This is a genomic window from Saccharothrix sp. S26 (assembly GCF_021390395.1).
Taxonomy (GTDB): Bacteria; Actinomycetota; Actinomycetes; order Mycobacteriales; family Pseudonocardiaceae; genus Actinosynnema.
On sequence record NZ_JAJUWT010000013.1, the window covers coordinates 109195 to 132453 of the forward strand.

Below are 23259 nucleotides of genomic sequence, written 5' to 3' on the forward strand. Positions count from 1 at the left end.
GGTGCTTGGCGAGATCGGGGTGCCGGAAGGGACGAACGCTCGGATTCCGCCTCGCCGTCACGCCGGTGGGCCGCACCGCCCCGGTCCGGTGGCCGTGGCACAGTGACCGCATGCGGGTGGGGGTGTTGGGGCCGCTGGAGGTCACGGCGGGTGGCACGGCGATCGAGGTCGGCGGGGCCAGGGTGCGGGTGCTGCTGGTCCGGTTGGCGGTGGCCGCGGGCCGGGTCGTGACCACGGAGGAGCTGGCTGACGCCCTGTGGCCGGAGGACCGGCCCGCCGACGAGGTGGCCGCGGTGCGGTCGCTGGTGTCGCGGCTGCGCCGGGCCCTGCCCGCCGACGTGCTGCGCTCCGGCCACGGCGGCTACCGGCTGGACCTGCCCGCCGACGCGGTCGACGCGCTGCTGTTCGACCGGCTCGCCCGTGAGGCCAGGGCCGCGCTCACCGCGGGCGACCCGGTCGCCGCTCGGCGGCTGGCGGCGCAAGCGCTGGGGTTGTGGCGCGGGCCGGCGTTGGCCGACGCGTCCGGCGCGCCGTTCACGGTCGGTTACGTCGCCGGCCTGGACGAGACCCGGCTGGCCGTCGTGGAGGACGGCGCGGCGGCCGACCTCGCGTGCGGCCGGGCCGAGCACCTCGTCGCCGACCTCACCGACCTGGCCGCGCGCCACCCGTTGCGGGAACGGCTCCAGTCCCTGCGGCTGCGCGCCCTCGTCGCGACCGGCCGCGCGGCCGAGGCGCTGGCCGCCTACGAGGAGATCCGCCGCCGGTTCGCCGACGAGCTGGGCGCCGACCCCGGCCCGGAGCTGCGCGAGACGCACCAGGAGATCCTGCGCGCCGAACCCGCCGGACAGCCGCGCGCCGGCAACCTGCGCGCCCCGCTGACGAGCCTGGTCGGCCGGTCGGCCGAGGTGGAGCGGATCGCCGGTCAGCTCGCGGACCACCGGCTGGTCACCCTGGTCGGTCCGGGCGGGGCGGGCAAGACCCGGCTGGCCACCACGGTCGCGGCCCGGCTGCCCGGCGGCGCGTGGCTGGTGGAGCTGGCACCCGTGACCGACCCGGACGACGTCGCGCCCGCCGTGCTCGGCGCGCTCGGCCTGCGCGACCAGCGGCCGGTCGACCGTCCCGTGGCGTCGGTCGACCCGATGACCCGGCTGGTGGACGTGCTGTCGCGCACCGAGGCCGTCATCGTGCTGGACAACTGCGAGCACCTGGTCGACGCGGCGGCCCGGTTCCTCGACGAGCTGCTCGGGCGCTGCCCCCGGCTGCGGGTGCTGGCCACCAGCCGGGAACCGCTGGGCGTGTACGGGGAGGTGGTCAGCCCGGTGCCGCCGCTGGACGGCGACGCGGCCGTGCGGCTGCTCGCCGAACGCGCGGCGGCCGTGCGGCCCGGGTTCGCCGTGACGCCCGACAACGCCGACCTGGTCGCGGAGGTGTGCCGCCGGCTCGACGGCCTGCCGCTGGCCATCGAACTGGCCGCGGCGCGGCTGCGGGCGCTGTCGGTCGAGCAGTTGGCCGCCCGCCTGGACGACCGGTTCCGCCTGCTCACCGGCGGCAGCCGCACCGCCATGCCCCGGCACCAGACGTTGCGCGCGGTGGTGGCGTGGAGCTGGGACCTGCTGGCCCCGCCGGAACGGGACTTCGCCGAGCGGCTGGCGGTGTTCCCGGCGGGGTTCGACCTGGAGGCCGCCGAGCGGCTGGCGGGCGACGCCGCGTTCGACCTGCTCGCCGCCCTGGTCGACAAGTCGCTGGTGCAGGTCGTGGCGGGTGGCCGCTACCGGATGCTGGAGACGATCCGCGAGTACTGCCTGGAACGGCTCGCCGAGGGCGGCCGGGTCGCCGCCGCGCGGGCCGAGCACGCCGAGTACTTCCGCGACCTGGCCGAGACCGCCGAGCCGCACCTGCGCGGCAAGGAGCAGCTGACCTGGATCGCGCGGCTGGAGGCCGAGCGGGACAACCTGGTCGCCGCGCTGCACTTCGCCGCCGACAACGGGGACGCGGACACGGCCGTGCGGCTGGCCGCCGCGATGGGCATGTTCTGGACCATGCGCGGCAACCGGGCCGAGTCGGTGCCGTGGCTGCGCCTCGCGCTGGCCGTGCCGGGGGACGCGCCCGCCACGGCACGGCAGGTCGTGTCGGCGTTCCTGCTGGTCAACAACGCGGTCACGGGCGGGTTCCGGAACCTGGACGACCACATCGCCCGGCTCGCCGAGCTGGCCGCCGAGTCCACCGAGGAGCACCCGGTGCTCGTGCTGCTGGAGCCGATGCTGGGGCTGTTCCTCGACGACGCGGAGCGGGCGCTGGCGGCGGTGGACCGGCGGCTGGACGTGCCGGACCCGTGGACGCGGGCCGCGTTGTGGATGGTGCGCGGCGCGGTGCGGGAGAACGAGGGGGATCTGCTGGGCGCGCGTGACGACGTCGCCACCGCGGTCGAGGGGCTGCGCGAGGTGGGTGACCGGTTCGCGCTGGCGCAGGCGCTGACCGGCGCGGCCGAGGCGCACCTGGCGTTCGGCGAACCGGAGGAGGCGACGTCCGCGCTGGAGGAGTCGATCCGGCTGCTCGCCGAACTGGACCCCGACGACGATGCCGCGCACGAACGCATCCTGCTCGCCACCGCGCGCGTGCAGTTGGGTCACATCGACCGCGCCCGCGCCGACTGCCGGGCGCTGACCGAGCCGACGGCGCGGCCGCGGTCGGCGCGCGGGGTCGCGTTCGCGCGGCTCGTGCTGGGCGACCTGGCCCGGTACGAGGGTGACCTGGCCGAGGCGGGACGGCAGTACGAGGCGGCCCGGGAGGCACTCGTGCGCGAGCCGCTGGTGGTGCCCCAGTTCCACGCGCTGATCCTCGCGTCGTGGGCGCACCTGGCCGTGGCGCGGGGTGAGCGCGAGGCGGCCGCGGAGGCGATCGGCACGGCCGTCGAGCACGCGATGTCGGCCAAGGACATGCCGGTGTTGGCGCGGATCGCGGTCGCGGTGGCGGCCGCGCACGCGTGCTTCGGCAACCCGGCCGACGCGGCCAGGGTGCTGGGCGCGGCCGAGCAACTGCGCGGCGCTCCCGACGCCCGCAACCCCGAGGTGGCCCGCCTCGCCGACCGCCTGCGCACCGACATCGGCGACGCCGCGTACGACCTCGCCTACGCCACCGGCGTGGCCCTGGACCGCGCCGACGCGATCGCCCTGGTCCGCGCCGCCTGCTGAAACCGGCCCACGCTGCGGGCGGCGACCGCCTCACCGCCTTGAGACCGCACCCCGCCTTGCGACCGGTCCGCGCTCCCCGCTCGGCCGGCCCTCGCCGGACCGCTGGAACCGGTCCGCGGTGCCGGCCCAGACCAGCTCGCGCCGCCCGCCGAGACCAGTCACACTGCACCGCTCACCGACCCGCAGCGCCGAATGTTCCCGACCGTTGACGCAACTCCTCGGTTGCCATAGTGTAGCAACCAATCGGTTGCTACTCAGAGGAGGACGGCATGGGGTTCCCGGATCGGATCGAACGGGTCGTGGAGATCGCGCAGCCGCCGGGCGTGGTGTGGGCCGCGATCACGACGGCCGAGGGCTTGGGCGCGTGGTTCGGCGACGAGGCGTCGATCGACCTGCGGCCCGGCGGCACGGCGCGGATGAGCTGGAACGACGGCCCGACGGTCGAGCTGCGGGTGGAACGAGTGGAGGAGCCGACCGTCTTCGGCTTCACGTGGCCGGTGTTCGGGCTGCCCGACGACGACCCGCGCCGCACGTACGTCGAGTTCACCCTGGAGCCGGTCGGCTCGGGCACGCGGCTGACCGTGGCCGAGACCGGCTTCGCCCAGCTGCCCGAGGACGCCCACGGCAAGGCCTACGACGCCCACAGCGAGGGCTGGACGAGCGAGCTGGGTGAGCTCGTCGACCACGTCCATGGCGCCTGACGCCGAGGCCGTCGCCGAACAGGTCTTCACCGCCCTGGCCGACCCGACCCGGCGCGCCGTCCTGGCCGCGCTGGCCTCCGGCGGCCCGGCCACGGCTACGGACCTGGCGGATCGCCTGCCCATCACCCGGCAGGCGATCGCCAAGCACCTCGCCCTCCTGGCCGACGTGGGCCTGGTGACGGCGGAACCGGGGGAGCGGCGGCGCGTGCGGTACCGGCTGCGGTCCGCGCCCATGCGGGTCGCGCAGCAGTTCCTGGCCGCGCTGGCCCGCGACTGGGACGGCCCCCTCGGCGCCCTGAAAGACCACCTCGACCGCGGCGGGGCCGCGGCCGACCCGAAACCACCACGAGGACACCATGACTGACCAGGGGTTCACCGCTGGCTTCACCGTCGACAAGTCGGCGACCGAGGTCTTCCACGCGATCCTGGACGTGCGGGGCTGGTGGTCGGAGGAGGTCGAAGGGCCCACCGGTCGGCCCGGCGACGAGTTCGACTACCACTTCCGAGACGTGCACCGCTGCCGGATCCGGGTGACCGAGGCCGTGCCCGGCCGGACGGTGTCCTGGCTCGTGCTGGAGAACCACTTCGACTTCATCGCCGACCAGTCCGAGTGGGTCGGCACGACCGTCACGTTCGACATCACCGAGCGCGACGGCCGCACCGAGGTCCGCTTCACCCACCACGGCCTGGTGCCCGACCACGAGTGCTTCGACGTCTGCGCCAACGCGTGGACCTTCTACGTCACCACCAGCCTGCCGAGCCTGATCACCACCGGCGAGGGGCAGCCGAACAGCGACGGCCACGCCCGCGTCCCCGAGGAGTCCACCTACTAGGACACGCGCGTGTCCTACGTCCGGAACGCGCGTGTCCTACGTCGGGAACACCCGAGTTGAACGCTCAGGCGCGACGGCGGTAGGCGTGCACGGCCAGCGGCGCGAACACCGCCACGAACAGCGCCGACCAAGCCAACGTCCACGCCACCGGGCCGGCCACCGGACCGCCGACCATCAGCCCGCGTGACGCGTCCATCACGTGCGTCACCGCGTTGACCTCGACCCACGACCGCAGCCACCCCGGCAACGTCTCGGCGGGCGCGATCATGCTCGTGCCGAACGTCAGCGGGAACAGGGCCAGGAACCCGATGCCCTGCACCGCGCCCGGCTGCCGCGCCAACATCCCCACCAGCACGAACGCCCAGCTCAGGCTGAACGCGAACAGGATCACCAGCAGGCACGCCGCCAGCGCGGGCAGCACACCGGTCTCCACCCGGAACCCCATGAGCGTGCCGAACAGCAGCAGCGACACGACCGCCACGACGTACCGGATCAGGTCGCCGAGCACCGAGCCGACCAACGGCGCGGACCGGCCGATCGGCAGGCTCCGGAACCGGTCGAACACGCCCTTGCCGATGTCGGTGTTCAGGTTCACCCCGGTCGCCATCCCGCCGAACATGGTCGTCTGCACCATGATCGCGGGCAGCAGCAGTTGCAGGTACTCGTGCGTCGACCCGGCCACCGCGCCACCCAGGAGGTACACGAACAGCACCACGAAGATCACCGGTTGCAGCGTCACGTCCAGCAGCTGCTCCGGCGACCGCATCGTCTTGATCAGGCTGCGCCGGGCCAGCGCCAGGCTGTGCCGGGCTAGGGCGAACGGTCGCCGGTCCGCCTCCTGGCGCACCGCCACCGGTGCGGTCGCCACCGTCGTCATGCCGCCACCTCCGTGTGCTTGCCGGTCAGCGTGAAGAACACCTCGTCCAGGCTGGGCAGCCGCAGCGACAGCTCGGTCACCGCGATCCGCCGCTGGTCCAGCCGCCGCACCACCTCGGTGAACGCCGCGTCACCGTCCACCGGCACGGTCACCACGCCCCGCCCGGTCGACTCCGGCCGGTGCCCGGACACCTCGGCCAGCACCGCGGCGGCCTCCGCCAGCCGGGCCGGGTCCGCAGGCCGCACCAGCACGGTCTGCCCGCCGACGATCCGCTTGAGCGACGCCGGCGTGCCGTGCGCGATCACGCGCCCGTGGTCGATGACCGAGATCTCGTCGGCCAACGCGTCCGCCTCCTCCAGGTACTGCGTGGTCAGCAGCACGGTCGCGCCGTCGGCCACGAGTGCGCGCACCACGTTCCAGATGTCGTCCCGCTTGGCCGGGTCCAGCCCGGTGGTCGGCTCGTCCAGGTAGATCACGTCCGGTCGGCCGACCAGGCTCGCCGCCAGGTCCAGCCGACGGCGCATGCCGCCGGAGTAGGTCTTGACCTGCCGCCCGCCCGCCTCGGTGAGCTCGAAGTCGCGCAGCAGCTCCGCGGCCCGCGCCTTGGCCTGCGCCGTGCGCAGGTTGAGCAACTGCCCGATGAGCACGAGGTTCTGCGTGCCGGTCAGGTCCTCGTCCACCGAGGCGTACTGCCCGGTCAGCCCGATCAGCCGACGCACCCGCGCCGCGTCGGACACCACGTCGAGCCCGCCGACGGCGGCACGTCCGGCGTCCGGCCGCAGCAGCGTGGCCAGGATGCGCACCGCGGTGGTCTTGCCCGCGCCGTTCGGGCCGAGCACCCCCAGCACGGTGCCCGGTCGCGCGGCGAGGTCGACGCCGGCCAGCGCGGTCGTCTTGCCGTACCGCTTGACCAGGCCCTCCGCCTCGAAGGCGTACTCCATGTCCGTTCCCCTTCCTGTGTTCGGGGCGGACAGTCCCGGATGGACATGTCATCGGGCGCGCAGATCCGTGTCAGGCCGCGTGTCGAGACCCGTGCCGATGACATGCCGAGGTGTTCACAGACGTTCGCAGGCGTTCCGGGCCGTTCCGGGCTCAACCCGCCGGCACCCGCCGGACCGTTCGACGTTCCGCTTCCCGAAGCGGAACGCGCGCGTTCGGTTCTGCGCAACGCTTCGCTGAGTCATCCTGAGCCCCTCCGCACCCCCGGTCAGCGGTGCCCCGTTCCGGGGACGGACCTTGTCCGACGCGTCCGCCCGCTGCTGACCTTGCCGGGGTCCGACGTCACCCCAGGAGGAACTCTCGATGACCGTTGCCCACGACGATCCCCACGTCGCGCGGCTGTTCGACCACCTGGCACGGCTCGTCTGCGACGGCGTCGGCGACCCGCTCGACCTGCACGGGCAACTGCTCGAGCTGGCCATGGAGAACTCGCCGGACGTGGCCCGCTACTGGAAGCAGGTCGGGGTGGGCGTCGGCGTCCCCGACTCCGCCTACAAGGACGGGGGTCCGCACCTGTTCCCGGACGCGCCACCGGTGCGGGTGTTCCGCACCAGCGGAACGACCGGCAGCGTCCGCGGCACCGTGCGCTACTCCCGGCTCGGGCTGGAGCTCAAGCGCCTGGCCATCACGGCCAACGCGAAGCGGCACCTGCGGCCCGACGACGGGGTGCGGCCCGTGGTGCTGCCGTTCGCGCCCTCCGAGGAGGCCGCACCGGAGATGGCGATCGCGTTCGACATGGCGCGCGTCGCCGAGTCGTGCGGCGACCCGGAGCTGAGCACGGCCGTCGTGGGCGCGGACGGGGTGGACTTCGACCTGCTGGCGCAGCGCCTGGACGCCGCCGTGGCGGAGGGCCTGCCGGTGGTGCTCGTCGGCGCGACCTTCGCGTTCGTCAACATCTGCGACGCCTTGGAGGCGCGGGGCCGCAGCTGGGAGCTGCCGCCCGGCTCGCGGATGTACGACGGCGGCGGCTTCAAGGGCCGATCCCGGGTCATGCGCGTGGACGACCTGCGCGCGGCCGTGCGCCGGGTCTTCGGCATCGAGCACCACGGCAACATCTTCGGGATGACCGAGCTGGCCAACATGCTCTACGACGCCGCCGACACCCCGGTCGGGCCGTTGGGCGAGCGGCCCAAGGGCAGCCACCCGGCGGGCGGGCCCAAGGTCCGCGACCCGCGCACGCGGGAGCACCTGACCGAGGGGCAGGGGCTGCTGGAGGTCACCGACCTGTCGCTGCTGGACCGGCCGCACGTGCTGCTCACCGGCGACCTCGGCATCGCCGGGCCGGACGGCGTGGCGATCGCGGGCCGCATCGCGGGCAGCACCAGCCGCGGCTGCTCGCTGACCCTGGACGAGATGACGGCAGGTGCGGCATGACGGTGTCGTGGACCCCTGGCCGGCTGACGGCCGACGGCGTGCCGTTCACCCTGAAATCCGGCGCGCACGAGTGGCGCGGCGTGCGACCCGCCGACTGGGCCGCGGTCGGCGACGGCCTGCGGGCCGCGCACGAGGACCTGCGCCGGCTGCCCGTGCGCCGGATCGTCGACGCCGTCGACGCGGTCGTCGACCTGTGGTCCAAGCGGGACTTCACCGCCCGCCGCGCGGCCGTGCGCAACGCCGCGCTGGTCACCGGCATGTCGGAGGAGACGATCGACCGCGCGCTCGACGCCGAGCTGGGCAACCTGCGCGCCGAGCCGCTGCTGGCGGCGTTGACCCGGGAGCTGGGCGACCCGGAGGTGCTCGACGGCTTCCGCGGCGGCACCACGGCCGTCGGTCCGCGCACCGTGCTGGCGGTGTTCTCCGGCAACGTGCCCGGCCTGCCCGCGCGGTCGCTGGTGCGGGCGCTGCTGGTGAAGGCGTCCGTGATCGCCAAGATCCCGGCCCGCGAGCCGCACTTCACGGCCGCGTTCCTGCGCACCCTGCACGACGTGGAGCCGGTGCTGGCCGACGCCGTCGTGGCCACCTACTGGGACCGCGACGACGAGGCCGTGCTGGAGGCGGCGCTGGGCCAGGCCGACGCCGTGATCGCCTACGGCGGCGACCAGGCGTGCGCGGCGATCCGCGCCAAGGTCGGGCCGCACCAGCTCTACGAGGAGCACGGGCACAAGCTCTCGTTCGGCATCGTCAGCGCCGAGTACGCGGTACTGCACGGTCCCGCCGAGGTGGCGCGGCGGATCGCCGCCGACTGCAGCGAGTTCGACCAGCACGCGTGCCTGTCGCCGCAGGTCTACCTGGTGCAGCGGGAGCACGCCCGCGCGATCGCCGAGCACCTGGCCGCCGCGATGCGGCGCGAGGCGCGGGACAGCCCGCCCGGGACGATCGACGCGCAGGACGCCACCGTGCTGCAACACCGCCGGCTCGTGGCGGAGTGGCGTGCGGCGACGTCGGACTACAGCGAGGTCTGGGCGTCCGGCGGTCTGGAGTGGACCGTGGTGCTGGACGACGCGCTCATGCCGCTCAGCGGTGCGGGCAACCGGGTCGCGCGCATCGTGGCCGTGCCGGACGTGGACGCCGCGGTCGACGCGATGCGGCCGTTCGCCAGGCACCTGCAGAACGTCGGCCTCGGCGCGGTCGGCGAGCAGTTCCGGCGCACCGCCCGGGAGCTGGCCGTGCTCGGCGCGAGCCGCGTGTGCGCGCCCGGCGCGATGACCAAGCCGTCCATGGTGTGGCGGCACGACGGGCAGCCGCGCATCGCCGGCCTCGTGCGCTGGTGCGACATCGAGCTCCACCCGGAGCTCGGCAGACCCTAGCCCCGCCCGGGGCGACGACTGGCGCCGTGCGCCGCCCGTGCGGGTGGGGCACGGCCATCCTCTGGGGAGGATCAGCAATGTCCGTAACGGGGATCGGCGCGCCCGGCGCGCCGGCGGAGACAGACCGCCGCCGAGTGGTGGAAGCCGTGGCCTTCGTGCGGGACCGGGGCACCGGCGACGCGTTGGCCGCCGTGGTGGGTGACGGGCCGGCCGCGTCCCTGTCGGGGCACCTGGAGTTGGCGCACGCCGCGGTGCTCGTCGACGCCGCACGGCCGGTGGACGTGATCAGGGCGTTGGCCGACCTGGGCGTGGTAGCGAGCGAGCCGTGCCCGAGCGGGGTCGTGCGTGGTCGGGCCGGGCAGGAGTTCGACGTGCGGGTCGTGTGCGGCGCGGTCGGCGCGCGTGAGGTGCGCCTGCTGGTGCCGCGTGACGGCTCGGCGTTGTCCGAGGCCGACCGGGAGGCCGGGTCGCACGTGGCGTTCCGCGTCACCGGTGACGACGTGGTGCTGCGCGGGGTGTGCGAGACGTTGCGGGAGGCGGGCCTCGCCGCGGACGGCGGCGACCACGACGGGCAGGCGGCCACGTTCTACTTCCGCGGCGCGAGCCGGTTGGCGGTGCGGGCCGACGGTCACCACGCCGAGCTGCTGGAACGCCACGTCGGACGCCCCGACCAGCCGCGGCGCACGATGCTGGACCTGATGACCGGCGCCTGGCGGACCCGGGCCGTGGCGGCGGCGGCCGAGCTGGGGATCGCGGACCTGCTCGCCGACGGCCCCCGCGACACCGCCGACCTGGCCGCGCGCACCGGCACGCGCCCGGACAAGCTGCGCCGCGTGCTCGCCTACCTGGCCGGGCTGGGCGTGCTCCGGCGCGACGGCGAGCGGTGGGCGTTGACCGAGGCGGGCACGATGCTGCGCGGTGACGTGGCCGGGTCGCAGCGCGACCTCGCGCGCATCTACGGCGGCCTGTTCTACCGGTCGTTCAGCGGGCTGGAACACGCCCTGCGCACCGGCGAGAGCGGGTTCCGCCACGTCTACGGCGCGCAGCCGTTCGAGCACTTCGCCGCCCACCCGGCCGACGCGCGGCTGTTCGAGGGCGCGATGGCGGCGGGCACGGCGTTCCTCGAACTGGTGCCCGGCCTGCTGGACCTGCCCGCCTCCGGCACGGTGATCGACGTGGGCGGCGGCGACGGGCGGCTGCTCGACCTCGTGCTCACGGCCGCGCCGGGCCTGCGCGGGGTGCTGTTCGACCGGCCGCACGTGGCTGGCGCGGCGACCGAGGTGCTGGCGGCCCACGGTGCGCGGGCGTCTGTGGTCGCGGGCGACTTCTTCCACGACCCCGTGCCCCGGGGCGGCGACCTCTACCTGCTGTCGCGGATCATGCACGACTGGGACGACGAGCGGTGCTCGACGATCCTGCGCAACGTGCGCGCGGCGATGGCCGAGGGCGCGACGCTGGCCGTGGTCGAGCGCCCGATCCAGGACGACCCGCGCACGTTGCTGCCGTTGGCGTTCAACGTCCACATGATGGTCAACACGGTGCAGGGCGGCGAGCGGACCACCGAGGAGCACCGGAGGTTGTTGGCGGCCAACGGCTTCGCTCTGGAGGATCTCCGCGAGCTGCCGCTGGACATGGCGGTGCTGGTGGCGCGGGCCACGGTGTGAGCGCTCTCACCGGTCCGGATGCTGGAAATCGGCTTCCTCGTCGTCCACCCGGCCGACGAGGATCGCCGCGTGCCCGTCTTGAGCGAAACCCCTGCCACACCCCGCTCCCACTCCTTCGTCCCGCTCGTGTCGATGAGCCTGCTGACCGGTGTCGGGTACGCGTTGGCGGGCCCGTTCCTGTCGCTGTTCCTGATCAAGGAGGTCGGCGCCGGCCCGGTCGCGGTCGGCGCGTTCCTGCTGATCAGCGCCCTGGCGTCGATGCTGGTGAGCACGCTGGTCGGGCGGTTGTCCGACGCGCGGGCGATCCGCCGCACGCTGCTCGTGGTCGCCGGGGTGTCCGGCGCGGTGGGGTGGGTGCTGTTCTCGGCGTTGCGGAACTACTGGCTGCTGCTGGTGGTCGCGGTCACGTTCTGGGCGGTCTCGTCCTCGCAGATCCCGCAGATGTACGCCTACGCGCGGCAACTGCTGGAGCGCAGCGGTTCGGCGAGGGCGCCGCTGGCGATGAGCGGCCTGCGGATGACGATGTCGATCGCCTGGGTGGGCGGTCCTCCGCTGGGCGCGCTGCTGATCGGGGGCGGCGGGTTCACCTGGCTGTTCGGCGTGAGCGCGGCCATCTACGTGGTGGCGGTCGTGGTGGCGCTGACGTGGCTGCCCGAGCTGGGGCCGGCCGCACCGCCGGTGCACGAGGTGGCGCGGCGGTCCGGGCTGCGGCGGGAGGTGGTGCTCGCGGCGCTGGCGTTCGTGCTGCTGCAAGGCGCGACGACGGTCGGCGTGACGGCGATGCCGTTGTTCGTGACCGAGAGCCTGGGTGGCACGACCGGTGACGCGGGCCTGGTGCTGGGGTTGTGCGCGGCGCTGGAGATCCCGCTGATGCTGGCCTTCGGCGCGTTGGCGCTGCGGGTCAACCACCGGGTGCTGGTGCTGTCGGGTGGTGCGGTCGCGCTGGTGTACTACTCGGTCATGCTGCTCACCCAGGCGACGTGGCAGGTCATGGCGGCGCAGGTGCTGCACGCCGTGGTCATCTCGGCGGTGATGGGCGTCGGCATCTCCTACTTCCAGGACCTGGCGCCCGACCGGCCCGGGTACGCCAGCACGCTGTTCACCAACACCTACAAGACCAGCGCGATGCTCACCGGGCCGTTGGTGGGCCTGGCGCAGCACTTCGGCTACCGCACCGCGTACGGGATGGGCCTGGCGATGTCGGCGGTGGGCGTGGCCCTGCTGCTGGCCGCACGTCGGAAGGTGGCCGCGTGATCGAAGAGCTGCGGCGGCGGCAAGCCGAGTTGCAGGCGGGCGCGGACGCGGTGGTGGCGGACCTCGGACTGGCTGAGCCGCTGTCGGCGCTGGGCGAGCCGGTGCGGACGGGCAGCTCGGCGTTGGGCCTGATGGTGGTGCCCGACATCGACATCACGGTGGTGTGCCGGTCGTTGGACGTGGCCGCCGTGGTGGAGCTGGCCGCCCGGCTCGGGCGGCACGAGCGGGTGCGCGCGGTGCGGTTCCGCAAGGACCACGGCCGCTGGAACGCCGAGCCGGACGCGTACCCGGACGGGCTCTACCTGGGCCTGAAGTACCGCGACGGCGACGGGCCGGAGTGGAACGCCGACATCTGGTTCGTGGACGAGCCCGACCGCCAACCCGACCTCGGGCACGTGCGCGCGTTGCCGGGCCGGCTCACGCCCGAGGCGCGGGCGGCGATCCTGCTGATCAAGCACGCGCGGCCGGACTACCGCAGCTTCGACGTCTACCGGTCGGTGCTGGACGACGGCGTTCGGACACCCGAGGACTACGACGCGTGGCGCACTACGCACGGTCAATGAACCGACCGTCCGGTTTGCGCTCATCGAGCGGTTCTCCGCGAAATTCGGGTCTCGGGGCCGGTGGCGTTGCTAGACCTTCCTGCAGGGGGAGGAGGTCACGGTGCCCAAGGGTTTCTACACCGACGACCGGGGCCGCGTGCGGGTGCGGTCGGCCGCCGGCGGGGGAAGGCGCAGCAGGTCGGCGCTGATGGCCGGGCTGATCGCGTTGAGCGCGGTGGGGTACGGGGGAGCGGTCGGGCTCAGCGCGGGCGGTGCCGCCGGTGGCGGCGGTCCGGGGCTCGGCGTCGAGCAGCGCAAGGAGGAGAGCGGCGAGCTCGCGCGGCTGGGTGACGCCGACGCGGCGTGGCGGCGGATGGGGCTGCGCGGGCTGAAGCGGACGGAGAAGCAGCACGCGGCGTGTGAGGACGCGTCGTTCGGCGGTGTGCGGGAGTTCCTGCGGCGGCACGGGTGCGCGTCGGTGGACCGGGTGCTGTTCATCGTCGGGGACGACGTGGGCAACTCGGCGGTGATCGCGGTGGCGTGGGTCGGGTTCGGCTCGCGCGGCGACGCGCGCGCGTTCCAGGATCTGGTGGACGCGGCCGGCACCGGTGACGTCAAGGCGTTGGGCGCGGCCCAGGTGGGGCTGCCCGACGTCGCGTTCACCGGGGCCAACTACGGCTCGGAGCGGGACCGGACCACGGTCGCCGTCGCCGAGGCCGAGGTGGCGACCGGGTACGTCACGCCGGAGGTGCTCGACGCGTTGGCGGAGGTGGCGGCGCGGCTGCCCCGGTGAACACCGGGTCGCCGAACGACGCCCGGCGGGCGGCCCGGCGCAACGTGCGCAGCAGCACCGGGCCGGTCACCAGGACCAGGACCGTGGTGGTGATCGCGCGGCCGACGTCCCAGCCCAACGACGTGGCCAGGCTGAACAACACCACGCGCACCAGGTTGTCCAGGATCGGCGCGCCCGGCTGGAACGACAGCGTGGTGCTGCCCGCGCCCAGCGCGAACGGCCAGAACGACAGGTTCAGCAGCAGCCCGTAGACCAGGGACGCGGCGGCGCTGTACGCGGCGAGCAGGGCGAGTTCGGCCCGGCCCCGCCACGACGGCAGCAGGCCCGCGCCCAGCGCCACCCAGGCCGCGCCGAGCATCTGGTACGGCAACCACGGCCCGACCCCGCCCGTGAGCAGGGCGGACGCGAACAGCATCGTGTTGCCGAGCACGAACCCGAAGCCGGGCCCGAACACCCGACCGCCGAGGACCAGCAGGAAGAACACCGTCTCGACCCCGGCCGTGCCCGCGCCGAGGGGCCGGATCGCCGCGCCCAACGCCGACAGCACGCCCAGCATCGCCACGGCCTTGGCGTCCAGCCCACCCTCGCTGATCTCGGCCAGCACGACGGCCAGCACGAGCGGCAGGAGCAGCGCGAACGTCCACGGCGCGGTCGCACCCCGTGCGATCACGGCGTCCGGGGAGACGAGCAACGGCCACCCGAACGCGACCACGCTGATCCCCGCCGCCACGACGAGCGCCAGGGTGGCCCGCGGCCGGATGCGAACCGCCCGGTTCGCCGGCCTCATCGGGCCGCCAGGGCCGTGCGCACGTCGGCCACCGTCAACCAGGGCTCCGGGGCCAGCACCTTGGCCACCTGCGGCGAGAAGATCGGCGACGCGGTGACCACCTCTGCGGTCGGGCCGTCCGCCACCACCTCGCCCTCCGCCAGCACCACCACGCGGGTCGCGTACTCGGCGACGAACTCCACGTCGTGCGTCGCCAGCACGATCGCGTGACCCCGGTCGGCCAGCTCCCGCAACGCCGCCGCCAGCCGGGTCTTGGCCGGGTAGTCCAGCCCCCGCGTCGGCTCGTCCAGCAGCACCGCCCGCGGTGACGGGGTGAGCGACACGGCCAGCACGAGCGCGAGCCGCTGCCCCTCCGACAGGTCGCGCGGGTGCCGGTCGTCCGGGATGCCGGGCGCGAGCCGGTCCACCAGCGCGCGGCACGTGCCCGAGGGCCGGCCCGACTCGCGGTCGGCCTGCGCGCACTCGCCGCCGACCGTGTGCAGGTACAACAGGTCACCGGGCTGCTGGGGCACGAGCCCGATCGCCTCACGGCGCGGACCGGGCTTGAGCGCCGCGGGGTCGACACCGTCCACCGCCACCTCGCCGCCGGACCGCTTGCCCGTGCCCTGCACCGCCCACAGCAGGCTCGACTTGCCCGACCCGTTGCGCCCCATCACGGCCACCCGCTCGCCCGCGCCGACGCTCAACGACACGCCCCGCACCGCGTCCACAGTGGAGTACCGCACCCGCAGGTCGCGCACCCGCACCACCTCCGCCGACCCCGGTGACGTCACCTCGGGCGGCGACGCGAGACGGTCGCGCAACGGACCGGCCAGCCGCCGGGCGTCGCGGATGGACACCGGCACCGGCTCCCACCCGGCCAGTTGGCCCAGCCGCACCACCGGCGGCGCGACCGGCGCGTCGGCCAGCACCGAGCCGGGCTCGCCCGCGACCGGCGGCTGCCCGCCGCCGGGCAGCCACACCACGCGGTCCGCGTACTGCGCGACCCGTTCCAGCCGGTGCTCGGCGATCACCACGGTCATGCCGAGGTCGTGCACCAGGCGGTGCAGCGCGGCCAGCACGTCCTCCGCCGCGCCGGGGTCCAACGCCGACGTCGGCTCGTCCAGCACCAGCACCGGCGGGTGGGCGGTGAGGGCCGCGCCGACGGCCACCCGCTGCTGCTGGCCGCCCGACAACGTCGCCAGCGGCCGGTGCCGCAGCTCGGCTAGGCCCAGCAGGTCCAACGTCTCCTCGACCCGCTTGCGCATCACCGGGTTCGGCAGCGCCAGCGACTCCATCGAGTACGCCAGCTCCTCCTCGACGGAGTCCGTGACGAACCCGGCCTGCGGGTCCTGCCCCACCATGCCGACGACGTCGGCCAGCTCGCGCGGCGGGTGCGTGCGGGTGTCCCGGCCGGCGACCAGCACGCGGCCGGTGAGCGTGCCGCCGGTGAAGTGCGGCACGAGGCCGTTGACCGCGCGCAGCAACGTCGACTTGCCCGAGCCGGTGCGCCCGACCACCAGGCACAGCTCGCCCTCGGGCACGTGCAGGTCCACCCCGGCCAACGCGGGCGCGGCGGCGTCGCGGTAGGTGACGGAGACGTTCTCGAACCGGATCACGTGTTCACCCTGTTCCTGGCGATGACGACGGGCGCGAGCGCGCACAGCAGGCCGATCGCGGGCAGCAACGGCAGTTCGGGCACGGTCAGCGGCACGGTGCTCGGCGTCAGCGCCGAACCGCCCCAGCCCCGGGGCGCGAGGAACGTCGCCAGCGCCGCGACCACCCCGGACGCGACGATCAGCAGCTCGCGGGAACCCCACCGGTCCGGCCGGTACCGGCTGCGCCGCACCCGACGCGACCCCGTCCACAACCCGGCGACGGCCGCCACCGCGCCCGCGACCAGCATCTCGATCGCGGGCGTGCCGCCGCCGAGCAGCCCGTACGCGCCGACGCACAGCCCCAGCAACCCGCCCAGCACCAGCGCCCCGGTGAGCACCCTGGCCCGCTTCGGCAGCCCCGCCGTCCGGCCGTACCCGCGCGAGTCCATCGCCGCGGCCAGCACCAGCGACCGTTCGAACGCGTCCTCCAGCACCGGCACCATGAGCAGCCGCATCGCCTTCACGCCACGCACCACGTCACCCCGCAACGCGCGGGCCCGCCGCACCGACCGCGCGCTGGCCACGAGCTGGGGCGCGACCGTCAGCGCCACCACCACGGCCACGCTGACCTCGTACAAAGCGGCGGGCAACGACCGCAGCAGCCGCTTGGCGTTGGCCAACGCGTTCGCCGCGCCCACGCAGCACAGCAGCGTCGCGAGCTGAAGCCCTTGGTACACCGCGAAAGCCAGACCCTCGGCGCTGACCGGCCCACCCAGCCGGATGCCCTTGGCCCACTCGGGCAACGGGATCTCGGGCAACGTCACCAGCACCGTCGGGCCGCTCACGCCGCCCAGCAGCACGTGCAGCACCACCCGGACCGCCAGCACGACCAACGCGAACTTGAGGAACACCCCGTACGCGCTCGCCCACGGGCTGTCGTCACGGCACGACACCGCCACGTATCCGGCCACCGCGATCACCAGCGCCAACAGCAACGGGTTGGTGCTACGTCCGGCGACGGCGGCCAGGCACAACGCCCACACCCACCACGCGCCGGGGTGCAGGCTCACTCCGCCGCCTTGGCGCGCCGCCGCGCGGTCCACACGCCGAGCCCGGCCAGCGCGGCGATCATCACGATCCCGACGACGAGCCCGACCGCGCCACCGGAGTCCGCAGGCGGTTCCGCCACCGGTGGCGGGGTCGTCGGACCGGCCGTCGTGCTGCCGGTCACCGTTCCCGCCGAGGAGGGCGGGGTGGTCGTGGTCTCGGGAGTGGTCGACGCGGTCGTCGTCTCGGACTGCTCGGACGTCGGCTGCACGGCTTGGCCCGGCTGCTCGGGCACGACCGGCTGCCCGGGTTGGGCAGGCTGCCCCGGCTGCGCGGGCGGGGCCGGTTGGCCGGGCGCGGGTGGTTGCGGCGCGGGCGGGGCGGGCTGCGGCGCGGGTGCCGGTGGCGCGATGCCCGGTGGTTCACCCGCCCCGAACGACCAGCCCTCCGCGCTGCCGGGCGCGGGGTCGTACGCGGCGGCACTCGTGCCGCTGTAGACCCACGACCCGCCGGGCTGCCCGTGCCAGTAGCCCCAGTACGCCGTGGTCGGGGACGTGTTCACGCACGGGTCACCGCTCGGCTGGCCGTTGATCCGGCACACGAACCCGGGCTGTCGCGCCGCGAACGTGTAGCCGAACCCGGCGGCGGTCAGCGCGGCCGTGCCCGTGGCCGGATCACCCGCGGCGCACCCCGTCCGCACGCCGCCGCCCAGCGACCGGAAGTCCACGACCACCGTGACGCCCGAGCAGTCGGCCGCCTGGGCGGTCGGCGGCGCGCACGTCAGCGCGAACCCGACGACGGCCAGGGCCGCCAGGGCCCGTCGCACGCCGCCCCTCACGGCGCGACGAGGACGGCGGCCGTCGTGCCGCGATCACGTGCGGTCACTTCCGGGCCTCCGCGTGCCGGCGGCGCGACACGGCGACCACGAGCACGCCGCCGACCAGCAGCAACGCGCCGACCCACAGCATCGGGCCGACCTGCGCGCCCGTGCGGGCCAGCGAGCCCCGGTTGGCGGCCACGGCCACCACCGCGGCGGTCGTCGTGCCGGCGTCGGAGGTGATCACCGGATCGGTGCTGGTGGTCGTGGTCGTCGTCGTGGTGCTCGTGGTGGACGAGGTCGGGACCGTCGTGGTGACCGGGCAGTCGAGCACCGGCGCACCCGCCTGGCCGCCCCGCGCGGACAGGTCCGCGAAGTTCACCCCGACCAGGCCGAGCACGCCCTGGGCGCTCGCCCGCAGCGACGTGGTCCGGGTGAACCCGACCCGGTCGAACGCGATCGCGCCCCGGTCCGGCTCGGCGGCCGCGCACCCGACCTGCAACGACCGCAGGAAGCCCGCCGCCTTGTCCGCGGCGGCCGTGCGGCCGCCCGCGCGCAGCGCCTGGGCCGCGAGACCGGTGCTGTTGGCGTTGCCCTCACCCGCCGCGCCCTCGTCGCGGAACCCGCCGCCGGGCTGCTGCACGCCGCTGAGCCAGTCGAGCGCCTGGCCCGCCTCGGCCGTCTTGTCGACCGCCAGCAACGCCTGCGCGACCATCGAGGTGGCGTCCACGTGCGAGGCGCAGGTCGTGGCCTCCAGGATCAGCGGGAACCCGCCGTCCGGGCACTGCGTGCCGACGAGGTAGTCGACGGCGGCCCGCGGCGCGCCCCGCCACCGGTCCAGCGCGAGCACCGCGAACGCCTGGGTGAACCCGTTGGAGTAGTCGCCGTACTTCGACTTGTCCTGGAACCGGCCGGACGGCGCCTGCAACGCGGTGAGGCCGGCGATCAGGTCGACGCCGCCGAAGGCGCTCGGGTCCAGCCCGCGTGCCTGCACGGCCAGCGCCAGCTTGGCGTGCGCGCCCGCGAACGACTCGGTGGGGTCGCCGAAGCTCAGGTAGTTGGCGAGGATCTCGGGCTCGGCCAGCCACGCGGTGGCCTTGTCGGCGCTGTCGGACGCGACGCCGGCCGCGGTGAACGCGAACAGCGCGTCCAGCGTGAGGCCCTGGTCGGGGTAGGCGGTGCCGTCGAGGACGTTCTCGAAGTGGTCGCCGTCCACGAGCTGCCGGGCCAGCCAGCCGGCGGCGGCGTCGCTCACGTCGGTCGTCGGCGCGGCCTGGCCCAGGGACGGAGCCGACCCGAGCACGGCGAGGGCAGCGACGACGACGGCGGCGGTCCGTCTCAACGACATGTTCGGCCTTTCCGGGGCGCAAGGCGCGAGCGGACCCCGGACAGCCGCGACCGACTTCCCCCGGGCTCCGACCCGTTGACCTCGACGGTGTCAGGAGCGTGGCACGCGTGGCGGGTGTTCGGGCTCGTCCCGGGTGGGACCTACCGTTGCGGGTCAGCGCCGGATTTCGACCGGCTTCCCCCGTTCCACGCGCGATTGCCGATCGTCTGTCACGGATCTCGGCGTGTCAATCCGCCTCTAGCGCGATGCTGCTCACCCCTACGTACGGTTACCGTCGGTCGATTCGATCTGGGGAAGAGGGGTGTTCGATGACGACTCTGGCGTCCGTGCGCGACGGCTTGGTGGCGTGGGTCGCACGGCGTTCGGCGACGCGGTGGGTGTTGGGCAAGATCGGTTCGCGGGCGTTCGCCCTGCTCCCGGACCGTGCGCTGGTTCCGCTGAAGCGGGACGGGGTGGTGCCGGTCGCCGAGTTGGAGCGGATGCGGGTGGCCGGCGCGGTGCACCGGATCCCGGTGCCGTTCGGCCTGCGCGTGTGGTTGGTCACCGGTCAGGACGAGGCCAAGAAGGTGCTTTCCGACACAGGTGCGTTCAGCAACGACTACGCGCGCCTCGGGGCCGCGGTCGGTCGGCTGGAGCAGTCGCCCGGCGGCCTGGGCTTCGCCGACCCGCCGGACCACACCCGGCTGCGCAAGCTGCTCACGCCCGAGTTCACCATGCGGCGGCTGTCGCGGCTCGTGCCGCGCATCGACGCGATCGTCACCGAGCGGCTCGACGCCATGCAGGCCGCCGGCAGGCCGGTGGACCTGGTCAAGGAGTTCGCCCTGCCGATCCCGTCGCTGACGATCTGCGAGCTGCTCGGCGTGCCCTACGAGGACCGCGACCGGTTCCAGGAGCTGGCGGCGGCGCGGTTCGACCTGTTCGGCGGGGCGGGGCAGGCGTTGGGCGCGATCTCGGAGTCGCTGTCGTACATGCAGGAGATCGTGCGCCGGGAGCGCCGGTCGCCCGGTGACGGGTTGATCGGCTCGATCATCCGCCAGCACGGCGACGACGTGAGCGACGTGGAGCTGGCGGGGTTGGCCGACGGGGTGCTGACCGGCGGGTTCGACACGACGGCGTCGATGCTCGCGCTGGGCGCGATCGTGCTGCTGAAGGACGACGCCGCGCGGGCGGCGATGCGGGACGACGACGCGGCGGCCGCGCCGTTGGTGGAGGAGCTGCTGCGGCACTTGAGCGTGGTGCAGGTGGCGTTCCCGCGGTTCGCCCGGCACGCGTTGAAGGTGGGCGAGCAGCAGATCGAGGAGGGTGACGTCGTGGTGGTGTCGCTGTCGGCGGCCAACCGCGAGGAGGCGTCCGAGTTCGACGCGGGCCGGCCGGCGTCGCAGCACCTGGCGTTCGGCTACGGGGCGCACCGGTGCGTCGGCGCGGAGCTGGCCCGGATGGAGCTGCGCGCGGCCTACCCGGCGTTGCTGCGCCGCTTCCCGAACCTGCGCCTGGCCGACACGCGGCCCGCGTTCCGGACCGCGTCGATCGTGCACGGCGTCGACTCGTTGTACGTGCACACCCGCTGAGCGCGTTCCGAGCGTTGAACTCGGGGGTTCTGAACGTAGGACACGCGCCGCGAACGTAGGACTCTCGCGAGAGTCCTACGTTCGCGGCCCGTGTGTCGAACGTTCGGGTACGCCGAGTTCTGCGTTCAGGTGCGGTCGTTGTAGTGGAGCTTAAGGGATGGTCAGGAGGTTTCACTTTTCTTGAAGGCCGGTGTGGGAGACGGTGGACCCATGACCGGACGTGGTGGGATGCGGATGGGCGCTCTGGCCCTGCTGTGGGGCTCGGTGTTCCTGTGGATCGAACTGGCCCTGACCGGGCTGTCGCCGGTGCAGATCACGGTGATCCGCTGCGCGCTGGGCGCGCTCACGCTGCTCGTGCTGGCCCGCGTGAACGGCCAGCGCCTGCCCCGCCGGCTGTGGGGTCACCTCGCGGTCGCCGCGTTCTTCTGCAACGCCCTGCCGTTCCTGCTGTTCGCCGTCGGCCAGCAGACCGTCGACTCGGGCGTGGCGGGCGTGCTCAACGCGACCACCCCGTTGTTCTCGCTCCTGATCGGCTTCGCCCTGCGCACGGACGGCCCCGTCACGCCGGTCCGCGTGCTCGGCCTGGTCGTCGGCTTCGCCGGCGTCACGCTGATCTTCGCCCCCTGGCAGCAGCAGGGACTGCTCAGCCTCGGCGCGCTCGCCCTGCTCGGCGCGGCGGCCGGCTACGCGGTCGCCTTCGCCTACATGGGGCGCAACCTGGTCGGCAAGGGCGGCCCGATCGCGGTGTCCGCCGCGCAGCTCGTCGCGGCCACCGGCCTGAGCACGGCCCTGCTGCCGTTCGACCACACACCCGCCACCCCCAACGTCACGGCCGTCGTCGCGGTGGTGGTGCTCGGCGTGTTCGGCACCGGCTTCACCTTCGTCCTCAACTACCGGATCATCGAGGACGAGGGCCCGACCAGCGCCGCCACGGTCGGCTACCTGCTGCCGGTGGTCTCCGTCGCCCTGGGCGCGCTCGTGCTGGACGAGCCGTTGAGCCCGCGGACCGTGGTGGGCATGGCGGTCGTCCTGGCCGGTGTCGCGCTGACCCGGCTGGCGCCGGCCCGGTCAGCGGCGGACAAGCGCCCGCCCGAGCGAACCGGCCATTACCAGTTGTCGGTTATGTCCACTGAGCGTGACGGGGCGGGCGGCCGTTCGACCGACCACCGTTGACCGGGGCATAACCGCTGGTCAGGCTGCTGGTCTGGACCTCGGGCGAGTGAGAGGTAGACCCCGTCAACCCTGCGTCGGGGCGCACTCGTCCGGGTTCTCCAGGAGGAGCCGGCCGTGCGTCCTTTCCCTCGAACCCTCGCCGTCCTGGCCGCCGCGACCACCGCCGCCGGCCTCACCACCACCGCCGCCTCGGCCGAACCCCTGCACCAGGCCGAGATCGTCACGGCGACGGCGTCCGCGACCGCCCACCCCATCAAGGACTCCTACATCGTCCTGCTCGGCCCCAGCGCCCGCAGCGGCTCGAGCGTGGCCGCCACGGCGGGCGTCACGCCGACCCACGTCTGGGACGCGGCGCTGCACGGCTTCGCCGCCAAGCTCACCCCGGCGCAGCTGCGCAAGCTCAGCCGCGACCCGGCGGTCGTCACGATCGAGCAGGACGTGCTGGTCACCGACGCGCTCGACGCCACCCAGGCCAACCCGCCGTCGTGGGGCATCGACCGCATCGACCAGACCGCCCTGCCGCTGTCCAAGAGCTTCACCTACAACTACACCGGCGCGGGCGTGCACGCGTACGTCATCGACACCGGCATCACGCCGGGCCACGCGGACTTCGGCGGCCGGGCCACGTTCGACTACAACGCCATCGACACCGACAACACCGACTGCCACGGCCACGGCACACACGTCGCCGGCACGGTCGGCTCGGCCACCTACGGCGTCGCCAAGGGCGTGCGGCTGCACGGCGTGAAGATGATGAACTGCTCGGGCAGCGCCACCACCACGTCCGCCCTCAACGCGATCAACTGGGTCACGGCCAACCACGTCAAGCCGGCCGTGGCGAACACGTCGTGGAACTTCACCGCCTCGGCGAGCCTGGAGACCGCGATCCGCAACATGATCGCCGCGGGCGTCTTCCTGGCCACGTCGGCGGGCAACACCGCGAGCAACTCGTGCGACCGGCTGCCGCGCAAGGTGGAGACGGCCAGCGTGGTGGCGTCGTCCACGAGCACCGACGGCCGGTCGTCGACCTCCAGCACCGGCCCGTGCGTGGACATCTACGCCCCCGGCAACCTGATCGTGTCGACCGTGCGCACCGGCGGCGCGGGCACGATGAGCGGGACGTCCATGGCCACGCCGCACGTGACGGGCACGGCCGCGCTGTACAAGCAGCGGTTCGGCGACCAGTCCTCGGCCACCGTGCACAACTGGCTGAACGCGAGCGCCACGCCGAACGTGATCGTCGGCGGCGACACGGGCGGCACGGTCAACCGCCTGCTGTTCACCAACGGCCTGTGAACCTCCCCGGCGCGCGGGGGTGGCGCCCTCACCCCGCGCGCCGGG

The 23259-nt window shown here is 74.1% G+C and carries 20 protein-coding genes and 1 riboswitch; of the genes, 13 read left to right on the top strand and 7 right to left on the bottom strand.

Features of this window, described 5'->3' with window-relative positions:
* Positions 1 to 110 precede the first annotated feature (110 nt).
* The 4 genes from LZG04_RS41910 to LZG04_RS22045 all read left to right on the top strand — a co-directional run bounded on the left by LZG04_RS41910 (position 111) and on the right by LZG04_RS22045 (position 4725).
* Positions 111 to 3191 carry a BTAD domain-containing putative transcriptional regulator gene (locus tag LZG04_RS41910; protein WP_267937316.1) on the top strand — a complete coding sequence of 1027 codons (3081 nt, stop codon included), beginning with the start codon at positions 111 to 113 and terminating at the stop codon, positions 3189 to 3191.
* A gap of 269 nt (positions 3192 to 3460) precedes the next feature.
* Entirely contained in the window at positions 3461 to 3892 is a 432-nt protein-coding gene (locus tag LZG04_RS22035; protein ID WP_233819699.1) for an SRPBCC domain-containing protein, read from the top strand.
* Positions 3882 to 4256, top strand: a complete 375-nt coding sequence (locus LZG04_RS22040; RefSeq protein WP_233819922.1) for a metalloregulator ArsR/SmtB family transcription factor — start codon at positions 3882 to 3884, stop codon at positions 4254 to 4256. The genes LZG04_RS22035 and LZG04_RS22040 overlap by 11 nt, the downstream gene beginning before the upstream one ends.
* Positions 4249 to 4725, top strand: a complete 477-nt coding sequence (locus tag LZG04_RS22045; protein WP_233819700.1) for an SRPBCC domain-containing protein — start codon at positions 4249 to 4251, stop codon at positions 4723 to 4725. Before LZG04_RS22040 ends, LZG04_RS22045 begins: the two co-directional genes overlap by 8 nt.
* Positions 4726 to 4789: 64 nt before the next feature.
* Here the strand turns inward: LZG04_RS22045 and LZG04_RS22050 are convergent, their stop codons facing one another.
* Together LZG04_RS22050 and LZG04_RS22055 are read right to left on the bottom strand one after the other, a co-directional pair.
* Complete coding sequence (locus LZG04_RS22050) at positions 4790 to 5602, bottom strand: ABC transporter permease (protein WP_233819701.1); 813 nt, start codon at positions 5600 to 5602, stop codon at positions 4790 to 4792.
* Entirely contained in the window at positions 5599 to 6543 is a 945-nt protein-coding gene (locus LZG04_RS22055; protein WP_233819702.1) for an ATP-binding cassette domain-containing protein, read from the bottom strand. Before LZG04_RS22055 ends, LZG04_RS22050 begins: the two co-directional genes overlap by 4 nt.
* A 361-nt stretch (positions 6544 to 6904) precedes the next feature.
* Here LZG04_RS22055 and LZG04_RS22060 point away from each other — a divergent pair, with 361 nt between their 5' ends.
* The 6 genes from LZG04_RS22060 (at position 6905) to LZG04_RS22085 (ending at position 13601) form a co-directional block, all read left to right on the top strand.
* Positions 6905 to 7975: an acyl-CoA reductase gene (locus LZG04_RS22060; RefSeq protein ID WP_233819704.1), complete on the top strand. Its 1071-nt coding sequence runs from the start codon at positions 6905 to 6907 to the stop codon at positions 7973 to 7975.
* A complete protein-coding gene (locus LZG04_RS22065) occupies positions 7972 to 9348 on the top strand; it encodes an acyl-CoA reductase (protein ID WP_233819705.1) in 1377 nt (458 codons plus the stop codon). Before LZG04_RS22060 ends, LZG04_RS22065 begins: the two co-directional genes overlap by 4 nt.
* A 77-nt stretch (positions 9349 to 9425) precedes the next feature.
* Positions 9426 to 11012, top strand: coding sequence for an acetylserotonin O-methyltransferase (locus LZG04_RS22070; RefSeq protein ID WP_233819706.1), 1587 nt, complete (start codon positions 9426 to 9428; stop codon positions 11010 to 11012).
* A gap of 69 nt (positions 11013 to 11081) precedes the next feature.
* A complete protein-coding gene (locus LZG04_RS22075) occupies positions 11082 to 12266 on the top strand; it encodes a sugar efflux transporter (RefSeq protein ID WP_233819707.1) in 1185 nt (394 codons plus the stop codon).
* Complete coding sequence (locus tag LZG04_RS22080) at positions 12263 to 12829, top strand: hypothetical protein (protein ID WP_233819708.1); 567 nt, start codon at positions 12263 to 12265, stop codon at positions 12827 to 12829. The genes LZG04_RS22075 and LZG04_RS22080 overlap by 4 nt, the downstream gene beginning before the upstream one ends.
* A gap of 100 nt (positions 12830 to 12929) precedes the next feature.
* On the top strand, positions 12930 to 13601 hold the full coding sequence (locus tag LZG04_RS22085; RefSeq protein WP_233819709.1) for a hypothetical protein: 672 nt from the start codon (positions 12930 to 12932) through the stop codon (positions 13599 to 13601).
* On the opposite strand, the gene LZG04_RS22090 is transcribed toward LZG04_RS22085, so the two are convergent.
* The 5 genes from LZG04_RS22090 to LZG04_RS22110 are packed head-to-tail and all read right to left on the bottom strand — an operon-like array spanning position 13546 to position 19177.
* Positions 13546 to 14388 (bottom strand): ECF transporter S component, encoded by an 843-nt coding sequence (locus LZG04_RS22090; protein WP_233819710.1) that lies wholly within the window; start codon positions 14386 to 14388, stop codon positions 13546 to 13548. The two genes, LZG04_RS22085 and LZG04_RS22090, sit on opposite strands and share 56 nt — an antisense overlap.
* On the bottom strand, positions 14385 to 15986 hold the full coding sequence (locus tag LZG04_RS22095) for an ABC transporter ATP-binding protein (protein ID WP_233819711.1): 1602 nt from the start codon (positions 15984 to 15986) through the stop codon (positions 14385 to 14387). The genes LZG04_RS22090 and LZG04_RS22095 overlap by 4 nt, the downstream gene beginning before the upstream one ends.
* Entirely contained in the window at positions 15983 to 17035 is a 1053-nt protein-coding gene (locus tag LZG04_RS22100; protein ID WP_233819712.1) for an energy-coupling factor transporter transmembrane protein EcfT, read from the bottom strand. Before LZG04_RS22100 ends, LZG04_RS22095 begins: the two co-directional genes overlap by 4 nt.
* Entirely contained in the window at positions 17032 to 17838 is an 807-nt protein-coding gene (locus tag LZG04_RS22105) for a hypothetical protein (RefSeq protein ID WP_233819714.1), read from the bottom strand. The genes LZG04_RS22100 and LZG04_RS22105 overlap by 4 nt, the downstream gene beginning before the upstream one ends.
* A 55-nt stretch (positions 17839 to 17893) precedes the next feature.
* Positions 17894 to 19177: a prenyltransferase/squalene oxidase repeat-containing protein gene (locus tag LZG04_RS22110; RefSeq protein ID WP_233819715.1), complete on the bottom strand. Its 1284-nt coding sequence runs from the start codon at positions 19175 to 19177 to the stop codon at positions 17894 to 17896.
* A gap of 91 nt (positions 19178 to 19268) precedes the next feature.
* Positions 19269 to 19406: riboswitch (cobalamin riboswitch) on the bottom strand.
* Between the two features lie 79 nt (positions 19407 to 19485).
* Here LZG04_RS22110 and LZG04_RS22115 point away from each other — a divergent pair.
* From LZG04_RS22115 to LZG04_RS22125, 3 genes are all read left to right on the top strand, one after another.
* The gene (locus LZG04_RS22115) at positions 19486 to 20745 is read left to right on the top strand and encodes a cytochrome P450 (RefSeq protein WP_233819716.1); all 1260 of its coding nucleotides are present in this window, start codon (positions 19486 to 19488) and stop codon (positions 20743 to 20745) included.
* A 210-nt stretch (positions 20746 to 20955) separates the two neighbouring features.
* Complete coding sequence (locus LZG04_RS22120; protein ID WP_233819717.1) at positions 20956 to 21918, top strand: DMT family transporter; 963 nt, start codon at positions 20956 to 20958, stop codon at positions 21916 to 21918.
* A 114-nt stretch (positions 21919 to 22032) separates the two neighbouring features.
* Complete coding sequence (locus LZG04_RS22125; RefSeq protein ID WP_233819718.1) at positions 22033 to 23214, top strand: S8 family peptidase; 1182 nt, start codon at positions 22033 to 22035, stop codon at positions 23212 to 23214.
* Positions 23215 to 23259 lie beyond the last annotated feature (45 nt).